This window comes from Bacillota bacterium, assembly GCA_033549065.1.
In the GTDB taxonomy this organism is placed as follows: Bacteria; Bacillota; Dethiobacteria; order DTU022; family DTU022; genus JAWSUE01.
Window position 1 is genome coordinate 42,505 of record JAWSUE010000002.1, and the last position, 21,926, is coordinate 64,430.

The window sequence follows — 21,926 nt, forward strand, 5'->3', positions numbered from 1 at the left end:
GGTGGTTAAAGTGCCAAGAAAAGCTCGACAAATGAGTAAAAGTGATATCTACCATATTATCATGCGAGGAATTAACAGGCAGAAAATATTTATCGAAGATGAAGATCGCTACAGGTTTATGCAAACAATTAAATTCTATAAAGATAAATCAGATTACCAAATATTTGCTTATTGCTTAATGGATAATCATATCCATTTACTCTTAAAAGTGGGCTCAGAACCGTTAAGCCAGATAATGCGTAGGGTTTGTGGAAAATTTGTTTATTGGTATAACCTTAAATATGACCGGACAGGGTATCTCTTCCAAGATCGGTTCAAGAGTGAGCCGGTAGAAGACGATACATATTTTCTTACAGTAGTCAGGTATATACATCAAAATCCTTTAAAAGCTGGTATTGTTAAAGATATAGAACGTTATAAGTGGAGCAGTTATAATTCTTACTTTGAAAGAGATAGTATCATCGATACAGAATTTGTATTAAATATATTTAGCAGAAACCGCGATATCGCTTTAACAGAGTTTGCTAAGTTCAATAAACTTCATAATGACGATCACTGTCTGGATATAGAAAAGAATAAAAGAATTACTGAAAAGGAAGCTAAATCGATTGTTGAAAAAACCTGTTTAAAATCGCAAGTTACAGATATAAGGAAAGCTGATAAAAGGCTGCGCGATGAAATATTAGAAGAATTAAAGGAAGCGGGATTGTCTATAAGACAGATTGAGAAGCTGACAGGTATTAATAGAGGTGTGGTGTTAAAGGCATAAAGTTGTCAATAACCCCGTCCCCTTGACAATAAAAATGGAAAATTATAGGATAGTTTTGAGGAAAATATTAAAAATTTCCTCATTTTTTTATATTTTTTTAAAAAATATGGCAGGAAATTATAAAAAGGGGTTGAAATTTAGAGAAAAGTGGTGTAAAGTGGTGAAAAGTGGTTGTAATCTACCCATACGGGGGCGAACACATGTTCACAGGCGAATTTCAGCATACGCTTGATGTCAAGGGAAGGGTAATAATTCCTTCGCGTCTTCGTGATGGACTGGGTGACCGTTTTGTGGTGACCCGGGGACTCGATCACTGTCTTTTTGTCTATCCCCCGTCTGAATGGTCCCGCCTCGAACAAAAACTTAAGCAGTTGCCCTTTACCAAAAGTGATTCCCGAGCTTTTATGCGTCTTTTCTTTTCCGGTGCTATGGAAGTGGAAGCAGACAAACAGGGCCGGGTGCTGATCCCACAAAATTTACGCGACTATGCAGGTATAGAGAAGGATGTCATGATCATCGGTGTTTCCAACAGGGTTGAAATATGGAACGAAAAATCCTGGAAAGATTATTTCGGCAACGCTGATGACAACTTTGAAGAACTGGCTGAAAAGCTGGTTGATTTTGATCTTTAAAAGTGGTGTCTTGTTATGGTCGAATTACACCTGCCGGTTATGGAGAGGGAAGTTTTGGACTATCTTGCCTGCAGGGGCGACGGTATTTATGTAGATGCCACCCTTGGGGATGGAGGCCATGCGGAAGCTATATGCCGCCGTTTGTCGCCATCAGGTCGTTTAATCGGTATCGACTGGGATGAAGCAGCGCTTGAAAGGGCAAAGAAAAGACTCGCAGATTATATGGAACAGGTTATTCTGGTCCACGCCGATTATACAAAATTAGAGCAGGTTCTGAAGGAGAAAGGTTACCCTCTGGTAGATGGAATTTTGATCGATTTGGGAGCCTCAACCCTTCAATTAATGGATGCAGAGCGCGGTTTCTCCTTTCACCGGGAAGGTGAACTGGATATGAGAATGGACCGCCGACGTTCTTTGACAGCTAAAGAGATTGTTAATGAATACAGCGCCGATGAACTGGCCGAAATCTTTTTTCAGTATGGCGAGGAGCGCTGGTCCAGAAGAATTGCTGCGGCAATAGTGCGCAGTAGAAATCACGGTAAGCCGATTACCGATAGCCGGCAACTCGCAGAAATTGTTAAAGAAGCGGTTCCGGCCCGCTACCGGCGGCAGGGAGGACATCCTTCCCGTAAAGTATTTCAGGCGCTTCGCCTGGCTGTTAACCGTGAACTGGACAATATCAAAGCTTTTCTGCCACAGGCAGTCAGCTGTCTGGCTCCTTCGGGAAGGCTTTGTGTTATCGCCTATCATTCCCTGGAAGATCGTATAGTTAAAAACTTCTTCAGGGAAGAATCGAAAAACTGCACCTGTCCGCCATACAGGCCGTGTATTTGTAAGGGAGAAGCAAGTTTAAATATTTTGACAACCAAAGCTGTGAAACCGACAGAATCTGAAATAAACAGTAATCCCCGGGCACGCAGTGCCCGCCTGAGAGTAGCAGAGAAAAAGAAAATAGCAGGGGAGAAAGAGAGTGAGTAAAATGCAGCACGCAAGACAGTTGTCAACAGGAATCAGAACCGTTTCCCCGGCTAAACAGACCAGGGATCCGGTCATCAGGTCGCAAAGTGGCCGAAGAATAAAGAAAGTTAAACTAACTTTGATTTTATTAACCTGTTTTCTGCTTAGCCTGGTAGTGGTTGCACAATATTCGTCGCTGGTTATCCTCAATTACAGGCTCAGCACCGCACGAACAGAATTATCAGCGATTCAGCAGGCAACAAAATTGCTTGAATACGAAGTAGCACAGCTGAGTTCAATCGCCCGCATAGAACAGATAGCTAAAGAAGAGCTGGGAATGGTTGAACCCGAAATAGATCAGCTGAGAGTGGTAGCTGCCAGTCAGGGAGAAGGAATTAGACTGGGAGAGTGAAGTAAATGGGTGATTTTGCAGTAAGCCGGACTACTGTGAGGAGGAGACTAATCACTGTATTTGCCCTGACCGTATTGATCACATTTTTGCTGATCGGTCGGTTGGCCTGGATTCAGATAGTTCGTGCTGATGAACTTTATGAACAGGCCTGGAAACAGTGGAATCACAGTATTCCGGTGCAAACCGCCCGCGGTTCAATTTATGACCATCAGGAAAGACTGCTGGTTGGCAATACTTCAGCACAGACTGTGGCAGCTATACCTTCGCAGCTTGGCGATCCTGAAAATGTTGCCGACGCCTTATCCCCGATATTGGGTATGACTCCGGAAAACATCCTGGAACTGATATCCGTGGATCTCAGTGCGGTCTACATCAAGAGAAAAGTTGATCCGGAAGTTTCAGAAATCATCAGGGAGATGAACATACCGGGGATCGTCTTCTTTAATGAAGATAAAAGGTATTACCCCAACGACACACTGGCATCACAGCTGCTTGGGTTTGTCGGTATGGACCAGGGCTGGGCCGGCCTGGAGGTATATTATGAAGATTACCTCAGCGGGAAAAATGGCAGAATGCTTTATCCGGCCGATGCAAGAGGCAGACAGATGCCACATGAATTTGACCGTTTTGTGATGCCTCAGCAGGGTTTAGATCTTTACCTGACAATTGATGAAACGATCCAGCATATTGTCGAGAGAGAACTTGACAGGGTTATGCAGGAGACAGCACCGGTGCAGGCCATGGCTATTGCAGTTGATCCTTATACCGGAGCGGTTTTGGCCGCCGCATCCAGCCCCGATTTTGAACCTGAAGAATACGATTCATATGATTCTAAATTGTGGGCTCTTTCTCCGATTACGTCATCATTTGAGCCCGGTTCAACTTTTAAAATGGTTACCCTGGCAGCAGTCGTGGAAGAAGGTCTTTTCAATCCAGATGAACATTTCTTCTGCTCGGGTCATGTAACCATCAGTGGTCAGCAAATCAATTGCTGGACAGCGGACAGGGGAGGTCATGGTGATCTTACCTTTTACCAATCGGTGGGAGTTTCATGTAACCCCGCATTTATCGAGCTGGGCAGGCGTTTGGGGAAAGAAAAATTTTATGAATATATCAGCGCCTTTGGATATGGGAAGTTAACCGGTATCGATTATCCGGGAGAGAGCAGCGGCCTTGTTTTTGATCCTGATAATTTTGGTCCGCTCGAACTGGCAACATCATCGTTCGGGCAGGGGATTTCAGTAACACCCATTCAGCAGGTAATGGCGACTGCAGCCATGATTAATGGAGGCTATCTATACAAGCCATACCTTGTGGAATCGATTAAAAATGCCGAGGGAGATATTATTTTACACCGCGAGCCGGAGATGATCCGGCAGGTAATATCAGAAGAGACTTCAGACCTTTTGGTCGATATGATGGAGAGTGTAATCATTGACGGTACAGGCAAGGCGGCAGCAATAGAAGGGTACAGGATAGCCGGGAAAACAGGCACGGCAGAAAAACTGGGAACGAACAACATGTATATGACTGATCAGTATATTTACTCCCTGGTAGGTTTTGCACCGGTAGACGATCCCAGAATACTACTCTATGTAGCTGTAGATGGGGTAACCATCGGTCCCAGGCTTGGGGTGTATACAAGCGCACCACTCTTTAAAAAGATTATGGAAGACGTGTTAAATTATCTGCAGGTTACACCGTCGGAATTAACACCTTTATCGCCGGTTCTGGATAACAGCAGCAATGATTCAGACAGATAGCATTAGTAAGGAGTAAAAGGTTATGCGGATGACGGGAAACGAAATAATCGAAGTTGTAGGCGGAAAACTGCTTCAGGGCAACCCTGAACAGCAGATTTCAGGCTTTGCCATCGATTCAAGAGATGTCAGGGCAGGAGATTTTTTCGTTCCTTTCAGAGGTGAAAAAACGGATGGTCACAAATATATTGCAGATGCATCCGAAAAAGACGCAGTTGGTGCTTTTCATGAACTTTCTCAATCAAAGGATCCAACAATTACCGGAGATTTTCTGTTAATCGGGGTAGAAAGTTCTCTTGATGCCCTGCAGAAACTTGCAGCTGAATACAGAAAGCGCTTTAATCTACCGGTTATTGGTGTTACCGGCAGCAGTGGTAAAACGACTACCAAGGACCTGATTGCCGGAGTGCTGTCGGCGAAATATAAAGTATTGAAAACAACGGGTAACCTCAACAATGAAATCGGGTTGCCGTTGACCATATTGCAGTTGGAAGAAAGTCACCAGGTGGCGGTCCTGGAAATGGGAATGAGCGCGCCTGGCGAGATATCAACCCTGTGTGAAATAGCTCAGCCGTCAATCGGAGTGATCACCAACATCGGTGAAGCACATATCGAGCTTCTGGGTTCGGTTGATGCTATTGAACGGGCGAAAGGAGAACTGTTAGATTACCTCGGCTCAGGCGGGGTAGCTGTCTTGAACGGCGATGATCCCCGCCTCCTAAAGATTGGGAGACGCTTCCCGGGAAAAGTATTTTACTATGGCTTTAACCAGGGCGATATAAAAGGCTTAAAGTTGTCTCAACGGGGAGAAAATAACTTTTTCCGGGTGCGTTTTCCAAATAGATTGGAAGAGTGGTTTCAGACTCCTCTTCCTGGACGGGAGTCGGCCAGCAATGCCCTGGCGGCTCTCACCGTCGGTTATATCCTGGAGCTTAACCTGGCAGAAATGGCTGAAGGTTTGCAATCAAGCCAAACTACGGCAGGACGGCTTCAGGTTTTTCATAATGAAGGCATGCCCAGTGTTATAGATGATACTTATAATGCCAATCCCGATTCGGTCAGGGCAGCATTGAATGTTTTATCCGATCTTGGTGAAGAAAAAACAATTGCCGTGCTAGGCGATATGCTTGAACTGGGGCAATATGCGGAAGAAGCCCACCGTTCGATTGGCCGTTATATGGCAGAGAAATCGATCGGGTCCCTGGTAACTGTTGGTGAATTGGCCGGTTTCATTGCAGAAGAAGCAGGTAAGCTCGGTATTGATGTTTATCCCTGTTCAGATCATCAAGGAGCGCTCAGGGTCCTGAAGCGACTTAACCCGGATAGTGGATGGGTTATCCTGGTCAAGGGCTCAAGAGGGATGCAGATGGAGATTATTGTCCAGGGGCTACTGGGACAGGAAGGAGCGGGGAGTCAATGATCACAGCCAGACTAGTTGCGGCATTCATTTTATCTTTATTAGCGACCCTCATCCTTTTTCCGGTCTTTATAAAAAAGATGCAAACATTACAGTATGGGCAGCAAATCAGGGAAGATGGCCCGTCGAGGCATCTTGCAAAGAAAGGCACACCGACGATGGGCGGTGTTATTATCATGCTGACAGCCGCCATTGTTTCACTTATTTTAGCCGGTTTTTCCATAACTTTAATCGCTGCTGTTGCTGTTTTTGCCGGTTGTGGATCGATTGGCTTCATGGATGATTATCTTAAGGTGGTAAAAAACCGTTCGTTAGGTTTGAGGGCACGTTCGAAGCTTGCAGGAGAACTTATCGTTGCCCTGATTCTGATCATACTGGTTTTCGCAGCCGGCGTATATAACCCGGAACTGACAATACCCTTTACCGGGGCAACCATTAAATTGGGCATGCTTTATCCGTTATTTATTCTCGTTATAGTTTTCTCTGCAACCAATGCAGTTAACCTGACAGATGGAATTGACGGCCTGGCCGGTGGGCTTTCGGTAATTGCCTTTACGGCTTTTTCCTATATTGCCTATCGCTACGGGTCAATTGAGTTGGCACTGTTTTGTGCTACTCTTGCCGGCTCGTGCCTGGGATTTCTTTTCTATAACCATCACCCTGCCCGGATTTTTATGGGTGATGCCGGTTCGCTTGCCCTGGGTGGAGCTTTTGCCGCAGTTGCTGTCTTAACCAAAACTGAACTTTTGTTGATTGTAATCGGCGGTGTTTTTGTCCTGGAAACTCTTTCGGTAATTTTGCAGGTTATTTTCTTTCATTTAACCGGCAAACGAGTATTATTAATGGCCCCCCTGCATCACCATTTTGAATTAAAGGGTTGGTCAGAACAAAAAGTTGTCAGGGTATTTTGGAGTGCCGGAATTGCATTTGCTTTTGCCGGGGTAATCGCCTCTGGTAGGATTCTATAAGGATGAGGTAAAACGTTGTGATTGACCTGATCAAAAACAAAGAGATACTGGTAGTCGGGATGGCTCGCAGTGGTTTGGCTGCTGTGGAGCTGATTTCGCAGTATGATGCTGCCAGGATCACGGTCAGCGACAGCAAGAAGCCTGCTGATTTGAAATCAGAACTTTCACAGCTAAAACGTTATCAAAATGTGGATATAGCAGCTGGCAGTAATTCGCCGGAGCTGGTTACCGAAAACTTATCTTTTATTGTAAAAAGTCCCGGTGTACCGCCCCACATAGATATTTTTAAAAAGGCATCTGAAGTGGGCATACCGGTCATTTCAGAAATTGAGCTGGCCTATGCATTTATAAAGGCACCAATAATCGGCGTTACCGGCACTAACGGAAAGACAACAACAACAGCCCTGATCACAGCTATGCTTGAAGAGTCCCGGTTCGAACCGGTAATCTCGGCAGGGAATATCGGCAATCCGCTTTCCGGGCTTGCCGGTAAATTCAGCCCCCAGGGGATTATCGTTGCCGAGTTGAGCAGCTTTCAACTGGAAGATATTAAGTTATTCAGGCCCTTTGTCGCCGTGTTTCTCAATTTTGCCGAGGATCACCTTGATTATCACGGGTCAATTGAGAAATATTTTAAGGCAAAAGTACGCATTCTGGAAAATCAGTCTGCAGGTGATTATGCAGTTTTGAATGCCGGAGACCGGGCAGTAGCTTCCTTGCAGGAGAAATCCAGGGGCAGGGTTCTCTGGTTTGATCGTTCACCGGTGCACGTTGGTGTCGGTCTTGAGGATGGTTGGATCACTCTGTACAATCCTGGAAGTGAACCAAGGAAAATTTGTCCGCGGTATGAGGTTGCCCTGCCCGGTGATCATAATCTGGAAAATGCGCTGGCTGCTTCAACGGCAGCCTGGGCTGCGGGAGCAGATCCGGAGGCAATAGGCAGAACACTGGGCAGTTTTCGTGGTATTGAGCATCGTCTTGAGTATGTCCGGACAGTTAATGGAATAGATTTTATCAACGATTCAAAAGGAACCAATCCGGGAGCGACAATTAAAGCCCTTGAATCCTTTCCCGGTCGCAATAAAGTTCTTATTGCCGGGGGAAAAGACAAGGGCAGCGACTTTGCAGAACTGGCCAAAATAATAAAATCAGAAGTCCGAAAGCTGATTCTCCTGGGTGAAACGAAGGACAAGCTGGCAGAGGCTGTGGATAAAACTGATTTCAGTGAATACCTGTTGGTTGCCGATTTAAAAGAAGCTGTTTCAGCTGCTTTTAAGGAGGCACAGCCGGGGGATTTGATTCTCTTATCACCAGCCTGTGCCAGCTGGGATATGTTTAATAATTATGAAGAACGGGGCGAACTCTTTAAAGAGTTGGTCAGTTACCTGCCAGCAGAATTTAAGGGAAAGGAGAAAATAACAAATGGCTGAAAAAAAAGATAAAAATCAACTTGATCGAACTCTGTTATTTGTTACAATCCTTCTCCTTGGAATCGGCCTGGTCATGGTCTTCAGCGCCAGCTTCGTTGTTGCTGAAGAAAATATGGGAGACCCTTATCATTTCCTTAAACGCCAGGCGTTATGGATTTCGATAGGGCTGCTGGTTATGTTCATACTGACCAAGGTAAATTACAAAATTTATAAGCGCCTTTCACTGCTTATATTACTTATAAATTTCGTTTTACTTGCTCTTGTTTTTACCGGGTTCGGCACTGAGTTGGGAACTGAAGCCCGGCGCTGGCTGATGTTTGGACCTGTAATACTTCAGCCGGCGGAATTCAGCAAGCTTGCCTTTGTCATATTCACTGCAGCTTATATGAGCAGCCGCAGGATAAATCTAAGGCATTTCTGGACGGCAACCGCTATACCTCTAATCCTGGTAGGGCTGGCTTTTTTCATAATCCAGATGCAGCCTGACCTGGGTACTGCCCTGGTGGTTTTTGCCGGTAGTGCCCTGGTTATCGTCTTTGCCGGAATGCCTATGTCTCAGTTGGCCGGACTGACCCTGTTGTGCTTGCCGCCAGTCGCCTATTTTACTTTAAAAGAAGAGTATCGCATGCAGAGAGTTTTCTCCTTTCTTGATCCCTGGTCAGAGCCAACCGGTTCAGGTTACCAGGTTATTCAATCACTGTATGCCCTGGGTCCCGGACATCTATTTGGTACCGGGTTGGGAAGAAGCAGGCAAAAACTATTTTATCTGCCCGAACCACAAAATGACTTTATCTTTGCTGTAATCGGCGAAGAGCTGGGATTTGTCGGTGGGGTAGCTATCCTGCTCCTGTTTTTAATCCTGTTCTGGCGCGGTTTTCAGATTGCCCTGAAAGCCCCGGACCTCTTTGGCAGTCTGCTGGCAGCTGGAATTACATTTGTTATTGCTGCGCAGGTTATCATCAATGTCGCAGTCGTAACAGGGACTTTACCGGTAACCGGTATAAATCTCCCGCTGATCAGCGCCGGTGGAAGTTCTGTGTTATTTACACTGATTGGAATCGGTATACTTTTGAATATATCTCGTTATAAGCAGGAAAATCAAAAAAGCCTGAAGGAGCAAGCGCGATGAAAGTATTAATTGGTGGAGGAGGAACGGGAGGCCATATCTACCCGGCACTGGCATTGGCCAGATATGCAATGGCAGTTGATCAGGGCAATTCTGTACTCTTTATCGGTAGCGCAAATGGCCTGGAAAGTAAAATTGTTCCTTCTGCAGGTTTTGATATTCAGATCATCCCTGCTCGTGGGCTGCAGCGTAATTTCAAAGGTTTCTTTTCTGTAGTTAAAGATTTATTCGGAGGAATTAGGCAATCAGGCAAGGTAATCAAAAGCTTCCGTCCCAATGTGGTTCTTGGTACAGGTGGATATGTTGCTGCACCGGTTGTGCTTTCAGCCTTGTTAAAACGTTATCCCGTTGTGCTGCATGAACAAAATGCCCTGCCCGGGTTGACCAACCGGTGGCTGGCGCCCTTTGTTAAAAAAGTTTGTCTCTCCTTTAAGGAAACTGAGAAAAAGATGCCTCGTTTCAGTCGTACTGCCTATACCGGTAACCCAAGGGCCAGTGAGGTCCTCTCACTGACCAGGGAAGAAGGGATCCGTTTCTTTAATCTCAACCCGGACCGGAAAACTCTTTTAATTTACGGCGGCAGCCGCGGGGCTATGAAATTAAACCAGGTAGTTTCTGATTATCTTAATGACGGTATGCATCCTGAAAGTCTCAACCTGATCTATGTATCGGGAGAAATCTATTACAGGGACATTTCTGAAAAAATCGGAGTGCTGCCGCAGAATGTAAGGCTATTCCCTTACCTGGAACAGATGCCCGAAGCGCTTGCCGCAGCGGATTTGGCTATTACCCGCAGTGGAGCGACGACCCTGGCTGAAATTACAGCTTTGGGGTTACCGGCAATATTGATTCCGTCTCCGAACGTAGTTAACAATCACCAGTATTTTAACGCCCGGCTCCTATCTGATGTTGGGGCTGCCGTTTTAATAGAAGAGAAGGACTTTGACAGTAATCGTCTGCAGTTCGAAATAAATCGTCTCTTTGATCAGCCCGATTTACTTGAAGAGATGAGTAGACAAAGTAAAATCCTAGGTATACCGGACGCCGCTGAAAGGTTATATGGCTGCCTTCAGGAGGTAGCATCATGAATATTGAACAGGAACTGAGCCGCAGGATAAAAACAAAAGTTTTGGTCAACGAACCCATGGCCCTGCATACCTCCTGGCAGGTTGGAGGACCGGCAGACTATTATCTATCACCGGACAGTGTTGATGAACTGGTTGAAATCATAAAATTTACAGCAAGTAATAATGTGCCTCTCTTCATTATGGGTAATGGAACAAACCTGCTTGTTCGTGATGGGGGTATCAGGGGTGTTGTTGTAAATATCGGGGAGGCATTTTCATATATTAAACCTACTTCGGGTGGCCTGGTGGCAGGAGCGGGAACCTCGATGACGCTTCTCGCCCGCACATCGGCAAGTTATGGGTTTGGAGGACTTGAATTCGCGGTAGGTATTCCCGGGTCCCTTGGTGGAGCGGTTATCATGAATGCCGGGGCCTTTGGGGGATATATTGGAGAAAGGGTTCAGTCGGTTAATCTGATCAATCTGGCTGGTGAAATATCTACCTTGACTGACGATGAACTGCAATTTGGTTACCGGACCAGCAACCTTGTCGGAAAAGGGATAATTTATGAAATCAATCTGAATCTTAAAAAGGGTGAAAAAACTGAATCGGAAAAAATGATGCGTTATTTTCTTGCAGAAAGACATCGCCGTCATCCCAACCTGCCCAGCGCCGGTTCTGTATTTAGAAATCTCCCGGATCAACCGGCAGGACGGATTGTTGAAAGTGCGGGAGGTAAGGGGATGCGAATCGGTGGTGCGGAAGTATCCGAACAGCATGCTAATTTTATTGTAAATATTGGTGATGCAACTGCTTCGGATATCCTGGCTTTAATAGTTGCTGTCCAGAAGCTGGTTAAAGATAAATTTGCTATAGATTTGAAACCCGAAGTGAAGATTGTTGGCGAGGAGCGCTAAGGGATGAAGCGGAAAAAGGATCACCTCAAGCTGGTAAACGAAAAAAAACCCAGAGCGGGCTGGAAAAAGCTTTTTAGGTTCTTCTTCCGGTTGGCCATTCTCGCTACCATTGTTTTTTTGCTCGGGTATGCCGAAACATTTTTCCGGGTGGTGGAAATCAATGTTGAAGGAGCTGAAAAGCAAAGTGCGGCAGAGATAATTACTGCCGGAAAGATTAAAAAAGGAATGAGCATCTTTCTTTTACAGGAAAAGAAAATAGAGGATCTGATTACCGAACGCTATCCCGGTATTAAAAATATTGAATTGATCCGGCAGCTGCCCGATCTGGTAACGCTCAAAGTCGTTGAAAGGATCCCGGCCGGTTATGTGATGACAGCTGATGGTTACTGGATAATCGATCGTGACGCCGTTTGCTATGAATATGCAGAAGCACCCCAGGATGATTATCCTGTAATCTCAGGGATTGACGGTTTATCAGTAATTCCAGGAGCGCCGCTCGGTTGTCCGGAACGAAGCAGGCTGTTAAAGAGATTTTTTTCCATATATTCCAGTTCGGATTTACTACCGGTCAGGCAGCTCGATGTGACTGATAATTATAATCTTGTTGTTTATATCGATGACAGCTTGGAACTCTGGTTAGGAGATGGCAGTAATCTGGAACAAAAGCTTTATCTGGTCCGGGAAGCTATTCCGTACATTGAATTAAACGGGCAAACCCGCCTGGATGTACGCTCCGGAAACCGCCTTGTTGTTTCCAGCAGTTCCATAATTTCGGAGGAGGAGGTGGAGCCATAATAAATTAAAAAAAGGAAATAGTGGAAAAGTGTAGAATTATTTTTTCAGTACTTGCACCATACAGGGAAGGGTAAGGGGGTAACTAGGTGAGTAAAATAAACTATATTGTCGGTATAGATGTTGGCACAGCTGAGATAAGAGTTGGGCTCGGTGAACCCCGTCCCGACGGCACAGTTAACATTATCGGTTTAGGTCTGAGCCCTTCCGATGGTGTGCGTAAAGGGGTTATTATAGACCTTGAGAAGACTGTTGAATCAATTGCCAGTGCAGTTGAAGAAGCCGAGAGGATGGCCGGATTGAAAATTGAGTCGGCCTATGTAGCTCTGAAGGGTCTCAACGTTGAACTGATCAATAATCGCGGAGTGGTAGCCGTAACTGCCGAAGATCGGGAGATTCGCGAAGATGACCTCGAGCGGGTAATCCAGGCTGCCAAAGTGGTAGCTCTGCCTATGGACCGAGAGATAGTTGACATCATCCCCCGCGAATATATTGTTGATGGATTTGATGGTATCAGGGATCCGGTAGGAATGTTGGGTGTCAGGTTGGAGGTAGATGCGCTGGTAGTAACCAGTGTAATAACCTCGCTGCACAACCTTTTACGTTGCATCAATCGGGCCGGAATCAGTATCAGGGGTTTGGTCCTCCAGGCAATGGCTAATTCAGAGATATCTCTTTCCCCGGACGAAAGAGAGTTAGGAGTTTTCCTCATCGATATCGGTGGAGGAACCACTGAAATAGCCCTGTTCCAACACGGTAAGCTGCAAAAGATGGCAGTTGTCCCTATCGGTGGTGACCACATAACCACTGATCTGGCTGCCGGTTTAAGGATAAACCACTTCGCAGCAGAAGAACTGAAAAAAGAGTACGGTTCAGCTTTACAGTCGGTTGCCGATAACGAACCGAAAATTGAAATTAAAGCTGTAGGCAGCAATGAGCTCAGGCTGGTGTCGGAAAGAGAGTTCGCAGGATTTATCGAGCCGAGGGTACAGGAAATTTTTCAAATAGTAAAGGAAGAAATGATTAAAATGGGTTGGCCCTACCTGCCGCCTGCCGGAGTTGTTTTAAGGGGCGGGGTTTCTTCAATGAAAGGACTTGTTGAAGTAACCCGGCAGTTCTTTGAAAGCGACCAGATCAGGTTGGCGCAATTTAACGTATCCGGAATTCAAAATCCGGCGTATTCAACCGTGGTTGGTTTACTCAACTATGTTCAGCGTTACCAGCCAAGGTTATTTGTCCAGGAAAGGGACAAGCCGATGAAAAAGCGTGGTCCCGGGTTCTGGCAGAGAATTAAAGATTGGATGTCCGACATTATTGATTAAAAGAGCATACCAATTCAGGAGGTGCTTTTAATGATTGAGTTTGATGTTGAAATGGAACAGTATGCGTCGATAAAAGTTGTAGGTATAGGTGGAGGCGGCAGTAATGCTGTTAACCGAATGATTGCCGCCGGCCTGCAGGGAGTTGAATTTTGTGCTGTAAATACAGACGCCCAGGCCCTTTTCCTGGCGAATGCTACAACCAAGCTGCAGATTGGAGAGCAGCTAACCAAGGGTCTCGGTGCTGGAGCCAACCCGGGAATCGGCCAGAAGGCCGCAGAAGAAAGTCGTAACGATATAGAAGCAATGCTCAAGGGCGCGGATATGGTATTTATTACTGCCGGAATGGGCGGGGGCACTGGAACAGGTGCAGCACCGGTTATTGCGGAGATTGCCCAGAAAGTCGGCTCACTGACAGTAGGTGTTGTTACAAAACCATTCTCATTTGAAGGCAGGAAGCGCAAACAGCAGGCTGATGAAGGAATTGCTGCCCTTAAAGAAAAAGTAGATACCCTGATTACAATACCCAATGATCGCCTACTGCAGATTGTAGAGAAGAAGACTCCCATTCTGGAAGCTTTCAGGGTAGCTGACGATGTTCTCCGCCAGGGAGTTCAGGGTATATCAGACCTGATTGCAATTCCAGGTTTGATCAACCTTGACTTTGCTGATGTGCGGACTATCATGTCAGAAACAGGGCCTGCCCTGATGGGTGTGGGGCAGGGCAGCGGTGAAAACCGGACTCTTGAGGCAGCCAAAGCGGCTACCAGCAGCCCGCTGCTTGAGACATCCATCCAGGGTGCCAAGGGCGTTTTGATCAATGTTACCGGCGGAAATGATCTAAGCCTCTATGAAGTTAATGAAGCTGCAGATATCGTAGCCGGTTATGCAGACCCGGAAGCCAACATAATCTTCGGTGCGGTTATCGATGAAAACTGCAAAGATCAGGTTAGGGTTACAGTAATCGCCACAGGGTTTGCCGCAGCACAGCAGGGTTTCAAACCGAGGCTCGCTGCGGTGGGAGGCAGCGCACTTGCCCGGGGGGAGAACATTGACGCTCCTACCTGGTCCCGGTGGCAGGAACAAAGTAAAATAGTAAACGAGTAAACTGAATTTAAAATATTAAGCAAGATTATTTTAGACCCGGTAACCTTATAAAAGGTGCCGGGCTTTTTTTATTTATTTTTGGAAAAGTTTTTGGTTTGAAGGAATCAAGGTTTAACTGTTGAAGGTAAATATTAATAATATTGAAAAGGGGGAAACGGTTTTGAAAAGGACAATACTGCTTCTTACAGCCGTTTTAACCCTGGTAATGATCTTACTTGCCGTTGGTTGTGGTGATACCGGGGTATCTGAAGATGTAAATGGCCAGCAAGAGGAGCAGACTGAAGCTGAAGTTATACCTGATGAGACAGCACCTGACAAGGATGAAACGGCAGGAGAACCAGGGACAGTTGAAGATGAGTTGATTGCTCTGGATGAGTGGAAGGCACCGCTTACCCTTCAGGAACTGGTGGCAACTTTTAGCGAAATTCGTCATACCGTACTGCAGAACGGGGTTGCGGTGGCTGAGGTTCACTATCTCCTGGAAGGCAGTGAAACGGTAGATGGGGTTCAAACCGATAAAATCTCAACTACCATAACTGATGAAACCTTTACCGTATGGATTGATGGGGGAGGAGAAATTCGAAAGACCGAGATTGGAGGCGAAGAGATATCGCTTCAAATGGCTTCCATGCTTGCTGAACCGATCCTGATGAACATCCTGATGCCATTTCAACTGATGGGTGAATGGCAGGTGCGTGATATTCTGGCCGTCTCACAGACTGAACCGGGGGTCACGATTCACAGGGTCAGCTCCGGACAGGAAAAGATCGGTGATCTCAATGCAACAGTCCATACCTTCGATGTCGAAGTTGAGCCGCCTGCTGTTCCTGCCGGACAGGGAGGACGGATGCAGTGGCGTGTTGCCGATTTTGGATCATTCCAAACGATCATTGGCTGGGAAGTTCTGGAAGGTGCCGGTGAAGATATGAACATTGAATTCAGGATAGACAAAGTGGTCCTCAGGTAAAATATAAAATTCATTAAATCCCTTAAAAAGCTCTTTACACACAATATATTGTGTTTTATAATATAAAAAATGCAATATATTGAGGGGAGAGCTTTTTTTATGAAATGCCCCTACTGCGGTGAACCAGATACCCGGGTCCTCGATTCCCGGGCTACACAGGAATCCTCTGCAATCAGACGAAGGCGTCAATGTGTAAGCTGCAATAACCGATTTACAACCATGGAAAAAATGGAAGCAGAACAGATTGTTGTCATTAAACGCGACGGGCGCCGGGAAATCTTTGATCCTGCCAAAATTCTGAAAGGTCTTCTACTGGCAGGACAGAAGAGAAATATTCCCCTGTCATGCTGGGAAGATGTTGTTGAAAACCTTGAGCAGGAGCTGCGCAGTAGTTATATCAAAGAAGTTACAACTGATCAGATTGGCGATTTGGTCCTTGCCAAGCTGCGAATAATCGATGAGGTGGCCTACGTCCGTTTTGCATCGGTTTACAGACAATTTCCGGATGTTGAAACTTTTAAAGCCGAGTTGGAAAATATGCTGAATGAAAAGAAAAAAGAAAAAACCGGGGAGGCGTATTGAGTGGCCGAAAATATTGCAGCAAAAAAAGAGGTTGGTGAGGACCGGGTGAATAATTTCAGAGAAATCCGTAAACGTGATGGACGGGTTGTCCCCTTTGATGCAGAAAAAATTACAGATGCTATTTTCAAGGCGGCCAAAGCTGTCGGCGGAAGTGATCGCGGAATTGCTGAAAGCCTGACGAAGCAAATTATTAAGATCTTACAGGAAAAGACACCTTCGGGGGTAATCCCCACAGTTGAGGAAGTGCAGGATACTGTTGAAATCGCCCTGATTGAAAACGGCCATGCCCGGACTGCCAAAGCGTATATTTTATATCGTGACCGCCGGACACGAATCCGTGAAGGAAAATCGGAACTGATGGATGTTGTTAAGGAAATATTGGTCGAAACCAGCCGGGAGAACGCTAATGTTAATAATTCTCCATCAGCCAAAATGCTGCAGATCGCCAGTGCAGCCAGTAAACAGTACTATCTCAGTAACCTGTTGCCCGAAGAATATACAAGAGCCCACGAAGAAGGGGCCTTTCACATTCACGATCTCGATTACTATAGCAAAACTTTAAACTGTTTGCAGATTGATTTAAACAAACTGCTTCAAGGCGGTTTCAATACAGGTTACGGCTATATCCGTCCTCCCAAAAGAATTGCTTCTGCAGCTGCCCAGGCGGCAATAATAATTCAAAGCAACCAGAATGATATGTTCGGCGGGCAGAGCTTCCCCCACTTCGATCGCAGCATGGGAGAAGTAATTAGAGGCTTCAAAGAGAAACCGGATTATGAGGAGATCTTCCAGGCCATGGAAGGATTTATATATAACCTGAATTCAATGCACAGCCGCGCGGGATCTCAAACTCCATTCAGTTCAATTAACTTTGGAACTGATACCACTGATGAGGGACGAATGGTTTCAAAGGCAATTCTCGAAGCCTTCAAAAGGGGCCTGGGCCAGGGAGAAACTCCAATATTCCCCAATCTGGTCTTCAGGGTCAAAGACGGTGTTAACTACACTCCGGAGGATCCGAATTACGATCTTCTCCGATTGGCCATGCAGGTTGCTTCCAGGAGAATGAACCCCACTTTTAGTTTTATGGATACCACTTTTAACCGGCAATATGGAGAAGAAGTCTCTTACATGGGCTGCCGGACCAGGGTAATTGCCAACCGCCATGGACAGGAGATATCCGCCGGCAGAGGCAATATCGCACCGGTGACCCTCAATCTACCGCGAGTCGCTTTTGAATGCCGTGGTCAGCAGGATCTCTTTTTTGTCCAACTCGATCGTTTAATGCGCAGCGCTTCGCGCCAGCTTCTGCATCGATTCGAGGTGCTCTCGAGATTGAAAGTGCGTGATTTGCCATTTTTAATGGGTCAAAAACTCTATATGGGTTCGGAGAACCTGGTTGCGGAAGATACAATCCGCGAAGTAATCAAAAACGGTACCCTGGCTATCGGCTTTATCGGACTGGCGGAAACGGTCCATCTGCTGCTTGGAAAGCACCACGGAGAAGACGCTGAAGCTCTTGATCTCGGCTTTAAGATCATCGATCATATGCGGCGGCGGACCGACAGCTATGCCGATGAATACGATCTGAATATAGTTCTGGTTGCAACTCCCGCTGAAGGATTGGCCGGCCGCTTTGTAGCCATGGACCGCAAGCAATATGGAACCATACCGGGAGTTACCGATAAAGATTACTATACAAATTCATTTCATATTCCAGTCTACTACGCCATGTCCATGTTTGATAAACTCACTGCTGAAGGTCGTTTCCACCAACTTTGTAATGCCGGCCATATCAGCTATACCGAGTTGGAAGCACCTCCGATTCATAATATAGAAGCCGTGGAGCGGATCGTTCGCCATATGCATGCCTCCGATATTGGTTATGGCGGTATCAACTACCCCATCGATGAATGCAGAAGCTGTTCGGGCAGCGGGGTCTTTAACCTGGAATGTCCGCACTGCGGAAGCAGCGATATCAGGAGAATCCGGCGAATAACCGGCTATCTGTCAACTGATGAAAGGTTTAACGAAGCAAAACTGAGCGAGTTGAAAGATAGAAGAGTTCACTTCATTCCCGGTGATCAAAAATGAATCTCAGGGTGGCGGGATTACAAAAGGAGAGCATTGTCGACGGCCCGGGAGTGCGTATGACTATCTTCTTCCAGGGTTGCTCCCACCGCTGTCCAGGATGCCATAATCCTGAAACTCACGATTCCGGTGGCGGCACGAAGATCTCTGTTCACCAGCTGCTCAAGCAGATAAAAGTTCTCGAATCCATTGATGGCATCACCCTTTCAGGGGGTGAACCCTTTGAACAGCCGGAAGCAGCAGCTGCCCTGGCTTCCGGTATTGTTTCTTTTGGGATGAATCTCGTTATCTACAGCGGTTATACTTTTGAACAGCTAATCTCAGGATGCAAAGAAAATCCTCCTGTTCGCCGGCTGCTTGAACTGGGGTGGCTGCTGATCGACGGACCTTTCCTCGAAGCCCAGCAAGACCTTTGCCTGCCTTTCAGAGGCTCCCGCAACCAACGCATTATTGATCTTTCCCGTTCAATGAAAAGCGAAGCCCCTGTCGAGTGGGCGGTATATGAACAAACGGTTTATTGATTTTCTATGCTAAATTCAACTTTTGGTTTATCAATCCCGAAGCTGTAAACCCTGGCTCACGTAAGCTCGCAGAGAATTGCTGCGGCTCAACTGCAGCCTTTCAAGAGAAACCTCGACAGTTGACACCTAAGTCTTCCGGTCTCGGTCCGGCCTTTATAAAAGCTGAAGCAGAATTTATTATTTTTAAAGGCCGGATCTCTCTCCAGTCTTTGTTTCGCCGGCAATTCTAGGCCACTCGCTTAATGATTCGCTGCATGTTTACAGCGTCGGGTTATACCAGTTGTATATTCGTAATATGCAAAGCTTTAGTATGATCGTTTCAGATTAGAGGTAAAAAGGTGATTAATATGGAACTATTTTCTTGGAAGGATAGGGTATAATAACCAGTATGGTTAATAAACAAGGGACTCCCGGGAAGCTAAATGAAGACGAAGTTTGAGCTGATCAGAGATGGCCGGATGGCCTACCTTCAATCACCTCTGCTCAAATTAAGCGGTTTGGTGGACCATGCCTTTTCAACCAGGCTGGGCGGATGCAGTAAAGGATATTTGGCTTCTTTGAATACTGCTTACCACACCGGTGATCAAAAAGAAAATGTTTTGGAAAACAGGAAGCGCTTCTTCAACTATTTTGGATATAATTATCTCGAACTGGTATCATCGATCCAGGTTCATGGAACTGATATAGAAACATTTACAGGCAGCAACAGAGGTGAAGGAGCACTTCCCGGATCTGCCCGCAGCAGGTGCGACGGCCTGATTACAACTGAACCCAGGCTGGTATTAGCCGCCTATTCGGCAGATTGCCTCCTCATTTTTTTTACTGCCAGGTCGAAAAAACTTGTAGCCCTGGCTCATGCCGGATGGCGGGGTACTCTTGGAGGGATTACCTCCAAAATGGTGGACAGGCTATCTGCCGATTTTAATTTAAAACCTGGAGAACTGCTGGTCGGTTTAAGCCCTGCAATTTGCAAAAACTGCTATAGTGTGGATGAGCAAACTGCCCGGCAGTTTCAGAATAAAGGTTGGGATGATCCCAGGTACTTGTTACAGCAGGAAAATGACAGATGGAGTATCGACATGACAGCAATTAATATTCGGCAGCTAACAAAAGCCGGCATCCCTTTTGAGAACATATCCGGAGGAGGTTGGTGTTCATCCTGCAGCCCTGAACTTTTCTATTCATACCGGAGAAATAAAGGGGAAACGGGAAGAATGATCGGGTTTATTGCTATCAGATAATATACAGGGAGATTAGAATTTGAAAAATAAACACTCCAGACAAAAGAGGCAGCAGTTTGAGGTTATCCGCGGAGAGGGTAAAAGGTTTAGTTTTATCAATTTCAAAAGGGCTTTCGTTTTTTATGTTTTACTTCTGATTGCCTTCATAATAATTATTCAGTTGGGCTATCACTGGTTGGGCAACCAGTTTTTATCCTGGCGTCTGCAGATAATTTCTGCCGAAATGGGTGTTATGGAGTCCAGACAGGATGCCGCCGGTTTGATCACCCGCGAAGAAGAGATTATAGTATCCCCTTCGCCCGGAGTTGTTCTGGAACTTGCTCCTGCCGGTGGGAGAGTATCGGCAGATTCAGAACTGGCCTCGATAGGCGTTATATCAAGAGCCCAGTGGTTGGCTCTGCAGGAGCCGGAAAATGAAGAGGATGAGGAAGCGATGGAAGAGCGGGTTCCCATCGATCCCATGTCGCTTAATTTCCAGGAAGTTATAACACTCACTACGGAACACCCGGGTTTTTTATCTCACTATATCGACGGATGGGAACATTACAGCGAACCATTTTATATTACCGCCGACCAGTACGAAATCATCAAGCCTGAGGGACGATATACAGTCCGGGGAGACCTGGTAGATAGCGGACAGGCGGTTATGAAAGTCGTTAACAACTGGCGATGGTATTACAGCATTATTATTCCACTTCATCCGGGGCGCATTATAGCTGAACAGCGGAATGTTGAGTTGGAATTTGACTTTGCACCGGAAGAGATGGTCAGAGCGGTTCTTATTGAATATGCAATTGATCAAGAAAATCAAATTGTGCGCCTGGCCTACGAAATACAGCAGCAGGTTGTCGGTTTTGAGCAAACCAGGTGGGCAGAAGCTTCTTTGCTCTATTCCAGGCAGCAGGGTATAATTATTCCAGCGGAAGCTGTATTTGAATACGACAACAGTTACGGGGTTTTTATCAACCAGGGCGGGAAAGTGGTTTTTCAGCCGCTGACAATTGTTGAAAGGCGTGATGACCAAATTATGGTCGAGGGGCTCCCTGCCCAGAGTATGATCATAACCCGGCCTGAACATGTTGTGGAAGGACAGCGGTTGTATTAATTATTTAAGTAACCGGCTGTAACAGATTAAATACAGAGGTGAGTTTCCTCTACATGCTGGCAGAAAACTATAGAGAAGTTTTGAAAAATATCGAAGAGGCTGCGCTAAAAGCGGGGCGGAATCCGGAAAATATCAAGCTTATAGCTGTAACAAAAACAGTAGGTATTGATGAAGTCCGGCAGGCTGCCAACCTGGGCATGAAAGATTTCGGGGAAAACAGGGTTCAGGATGCAGCTGAAAAGGTCATCAGCTTGCCCGATCTAAACTGGCACTTTATCGGTCATCTCCAGTCGAACAAGGTTAAGGATGTCCTGCCTTATTACATGATGATCCACTCTCTCGATAGGCTTTCCCTGGCCAAAGCGGTCCAGAGCTGGGCTGAAAAGCTTGATCTCCTGGTTAATATGCTGATTCAGGTAAATGTATCCGGCGAAGAAAGTAAATTTGGTATGAAAGCCGATGATCTTGGCTCTTTTATCAACCAGATTGATGATTATGACCGGATACGTGTTCTCGGACTGATGACGATGGCTCCCTTTGTAGCAGATCCGGAAGAAGCCCGTTGTTGTTTCAAAAAACTCCGTCAGTTAAGAGATGAATACAGCAAACCCGGAATGGAGCTGCCGGAGCTGTCGATGGGCATGACCAATGATTACCTGGTCGCCGTGGAAGAAGGAGCAACCATACTGCGCATCGGCAGCGCTCTCTTTAGCTGACAGGTTTAAGTTAAATATGCAGTAAAGCAG

At 46.1% G+C, this 21,926-nt stretch carries 21 protein-coding genes; all 21 read left to right on the forward strand.

Going from position 1 to position 21,926, the window contains the following annotated elements; translation table 11 throughout:
- Window positions 1-10 precede the first annotated feature (10 nt).
- The 21 genes from SCJ97_01395 to SCJ97_01495 all read left to right on the forward strand — a co-directional run bounded on the left by SCJ97_01395 (window position 11) and on the right by SCJ97_01495 (window position 21,896).
- Window positions 11-769, forward strand: coding sequence for a transposase (locus SCJ97_01395; protein ID MDW7738698.1), 759 nt, complete (start codon window positions 11-13; stop codon window positions 767-769).
- Between the two features lie 200 nt (window positions 770-969).
- Window positions 970-1,401: a division/cell wall cluster transcriptional repressor MraZ gene (mraZ, locus tag SCJ97_01400; GenBank protein ID MDW7738699.1), complete on the forward strand. Its 432-nt coding sequence runs from the start codon at window positions 970-972 to the stop codon at window positions 1,399-1,401.
- A 15-nt stretch (window positions 1,402-1,416) separates the two neighbouring features.
- On the forward strand, window positions 1,417-2,379 hold the full coding sequence (rsmH, locus tag SCJ97_01405; protein ID MDW7738700.1) for a 16S rRNA (cytosine(1402)-N(4))-methyltransferase RsmH: 963 nt from the start codon (window positions 1,417-1,419) through the stop codon (window positions 2,377-2,379).
- A 1-nt stretch (window position 2,380) separates the two neighbouring features.
- A complete protein-coding gene (locus SCJ97_01410; protein ID MDW7738701.1) occupies window positions 2,381-2,770 on the forward strand; it encodes a cell division protein FtsL in 390 nt (129 codons plus the stop codon).
- A 5-nt stretch (window positions 2,771-2,775) separates the two neighbouring features.
- Window positions 2,776-4,533 (forward strand): penicillin-binding transpeptidase domain-containing protein, encoded by a 1,758-nt coding sequence (locus tag SCJ97_01415; protein ID MDW7738702.1) that lies wholly within the window; start codon window positions 2,776-2,778, stop codon window positions 4,531-4,533.
- 22 nt (window positions 4,534-4,555) lie between these two features.
- Entirely contained in the window at window positions 4,556-5,950 is a 1,395-nt protein-coding gene (murF, locus tag SCJ97_01420; GenBank protein MDW7738703.1) for a UDP-N-acetylmuramoyl-tripeptide--D-alanyl-D-alanine ligase, read from the forward strand.
- Window positions 5,947-6,915: a phospho-N-acetylmuramoyl-pentapeptide-transferase gene (gene mraY, locus SCJ97_01425; protein MDW7738704.1), complete on the forward strand. Its 969-nt coding sequence runs from the start codon at window positions 5,947-5,949 to the stop codon at window positions 6,913-6,915. Before murF ends, mraY begins: the two co-directional genes overlap by 4 nt.
- A 17-nt stretch (window positions 6,916-6,932) precedes the next feature.
- The gene (gene murD / locus SCJ97_01430) at window positions 6,933-8,345 is read left to right on the forward strand and encodes a UDP-N-acetylmuramoyl-L-alanine--D-glutamate ligase (GenBank protein ID MDW7738705.1); all 1,413 of its coding nucleotides are present in this window, start codon (window positions 6,933-6,935) and stop codon (window positions 8,343-8,345) included.
- Window positions 8,338-9,474: a putative lipid II flippase FtsW gene (gene ftsW / locus SCJ97_01435; protein ID MDW7738706.1), complete on the forward strand. Its 1,137-nt coding sequence runs from the start codon at window positions 8,338-8,340 to the stop codon at window positions 9,472-9,474. Before murD ends, ftsW begins: the two co-directional genes overlap by 8 nt.
- Window positions 9,471-10,559: an undecaprenyldiphospho-muramoylpentapeptide beta-N-acetylglucosaminyltransferase gene (gene murG / locus SCJ97_01440; protein MDW7738707.1), complete on the forward strand. Its 1,089-nt coding sequence runs from the start codon at window positions 9,471-9,473 to the stop codon at window positions 10,557-10,559. Before ftsW ends, murG begins: the two co-directional genes overlap by 4 nt.
- Window positions 10,556-11,455, forward strand: coding sequence for a UDP-N-acetylmuramate dehydrogenase (gene murB, locus SCJ97_01445; protein ID MDW7738708.1), 900 nt, complete (start codon window positions 10,556-10,558; stop codon window positions 11,453-11,455). Before murG ends, murB begins: the two co-directional genes overlap by 4 nt.
- A 3-nt stretch (window positions 11,456-11,458) precedes the next feature.
- On the forward strand, window positions 11,459-12,250 hold the full coding sequence (locus SCJ97_01450; protein ID MDW7738709.1) for an FtsQ-type POTRA domain-containing protein: 792 nt from the start codon (window positions 11,459-11,461) through the stop codon (window positions 12,248-12,250).
- A gap of 86 nt (window positions 12,251-12,336) precedes the next feature.
- Entirely contained in the window at window positions 12,337-13,569 is a 1,233-nt protein-coding gene (gene ftsA / locus SCJ97_01455; GenBank protein MDW7738710.1) for a cell division protein FtsA, read from the forward strand.
- A 30-nt stretch (window positions 13,570-13,599) separates the two neighbouring features.
- Window positions 13,600-14,673 (forward strand): cell division protein FtsZ, encoded by a 1,074-nt coding sequence (ftsZ, locus tag SCJ97_01460; protein MDW7738711.1) that lies wholly within the window; start codon window positions 13,600-13,602, stop codon window positions 14,671-14,673.
- Between the two features lie 160 nt (window positions 14,674-14,833).
- Complete coding sequence (locus SCJ97_01465) at window positions 14,834-15,640, forward strand: hypothetical protein (protein MDW7738712.1); 807 nt, start codon at window positions 14,834-14,836, stop codon at window positions 15,638-15,640.
- Between the two features lie 99 nt (window positions 15,641-15,739).
- A complete protein-coding gene (nrdR, locus tag SCJ97_01470) occupies window positions 15,740-16,222 on the forward strand; it encodes a transcriptional regulator NrdR (protein ID MDW7738713.1) in 483 nt (160 codons plus the stop codon).
- Window positions 16,223-18,316, forward strand: coding sequence for an anaerobic ribonucleoside-triphosphate reductase (gene nrdD, locus SCJ97_01475; protein MDW7738714.1), 2,094 nt, complete (start codon window positions 16,223-16,225; stop codon window positions 18,314-18,316).
- Window positions 18,313-18,834: a 4Fe-4S single cluster domain-containing protein gene (locus tag SCJ97_01480; GenBank protein MDW7738715.1), complete on the forward strand. Its 522-nt coding sequence runs from the start codon at window positions 18,313-18,315 to the stop codon at window positions 18,832-18,834. The genes nrdD and SCJ97_01480 overlap by 4 nt, the downstream gene beginning before the upstream one ends.
- Before the next feature lie 422 nt (window positions 18,835-19,256).
- Window positions 19,257-20,075: a peptidoglycan editing factor PgeF gene (pgeF, locus tag SCJ97_01485; protein MDW7738716.1), complete on the forward strand. Its 819-nt coding sequence runs from the start codon at window positions 19,257-19,259 to the stop codon at window positions 20,073-20,075.
- A 19-nt stretch (window positions 20,076-20,094) separates the two neighbouring features.
- Window positions 20,095-21,180: an HlyD family efflux transporter periplasmic adaptor subunit gene (locus SCJ97_01490; GenBank protein MDW7738717.1), complete on the forward strand. Its 1,086-nt coding sequence runs from the start codon at window positions 20,095-20,097 to the stop codon at window positions 21,178-21,180.
- Between the two features lie 38 nt (window positions 21,181-21,218).
- Window positions 21,219-21,896, forward strand: a complete 678-nt coding sequence (locus tag SCJ97_01495) for a YggS family pyridoxal phosphate-dependent enzyme (GenBank protein ID MDW7738718.1) — start codon at window positions 21,219-21,221, stop codon at window positions 21,894-21,896.
- Window positions 21,897-21,926 lie beyond the last annotated feature (30 nt).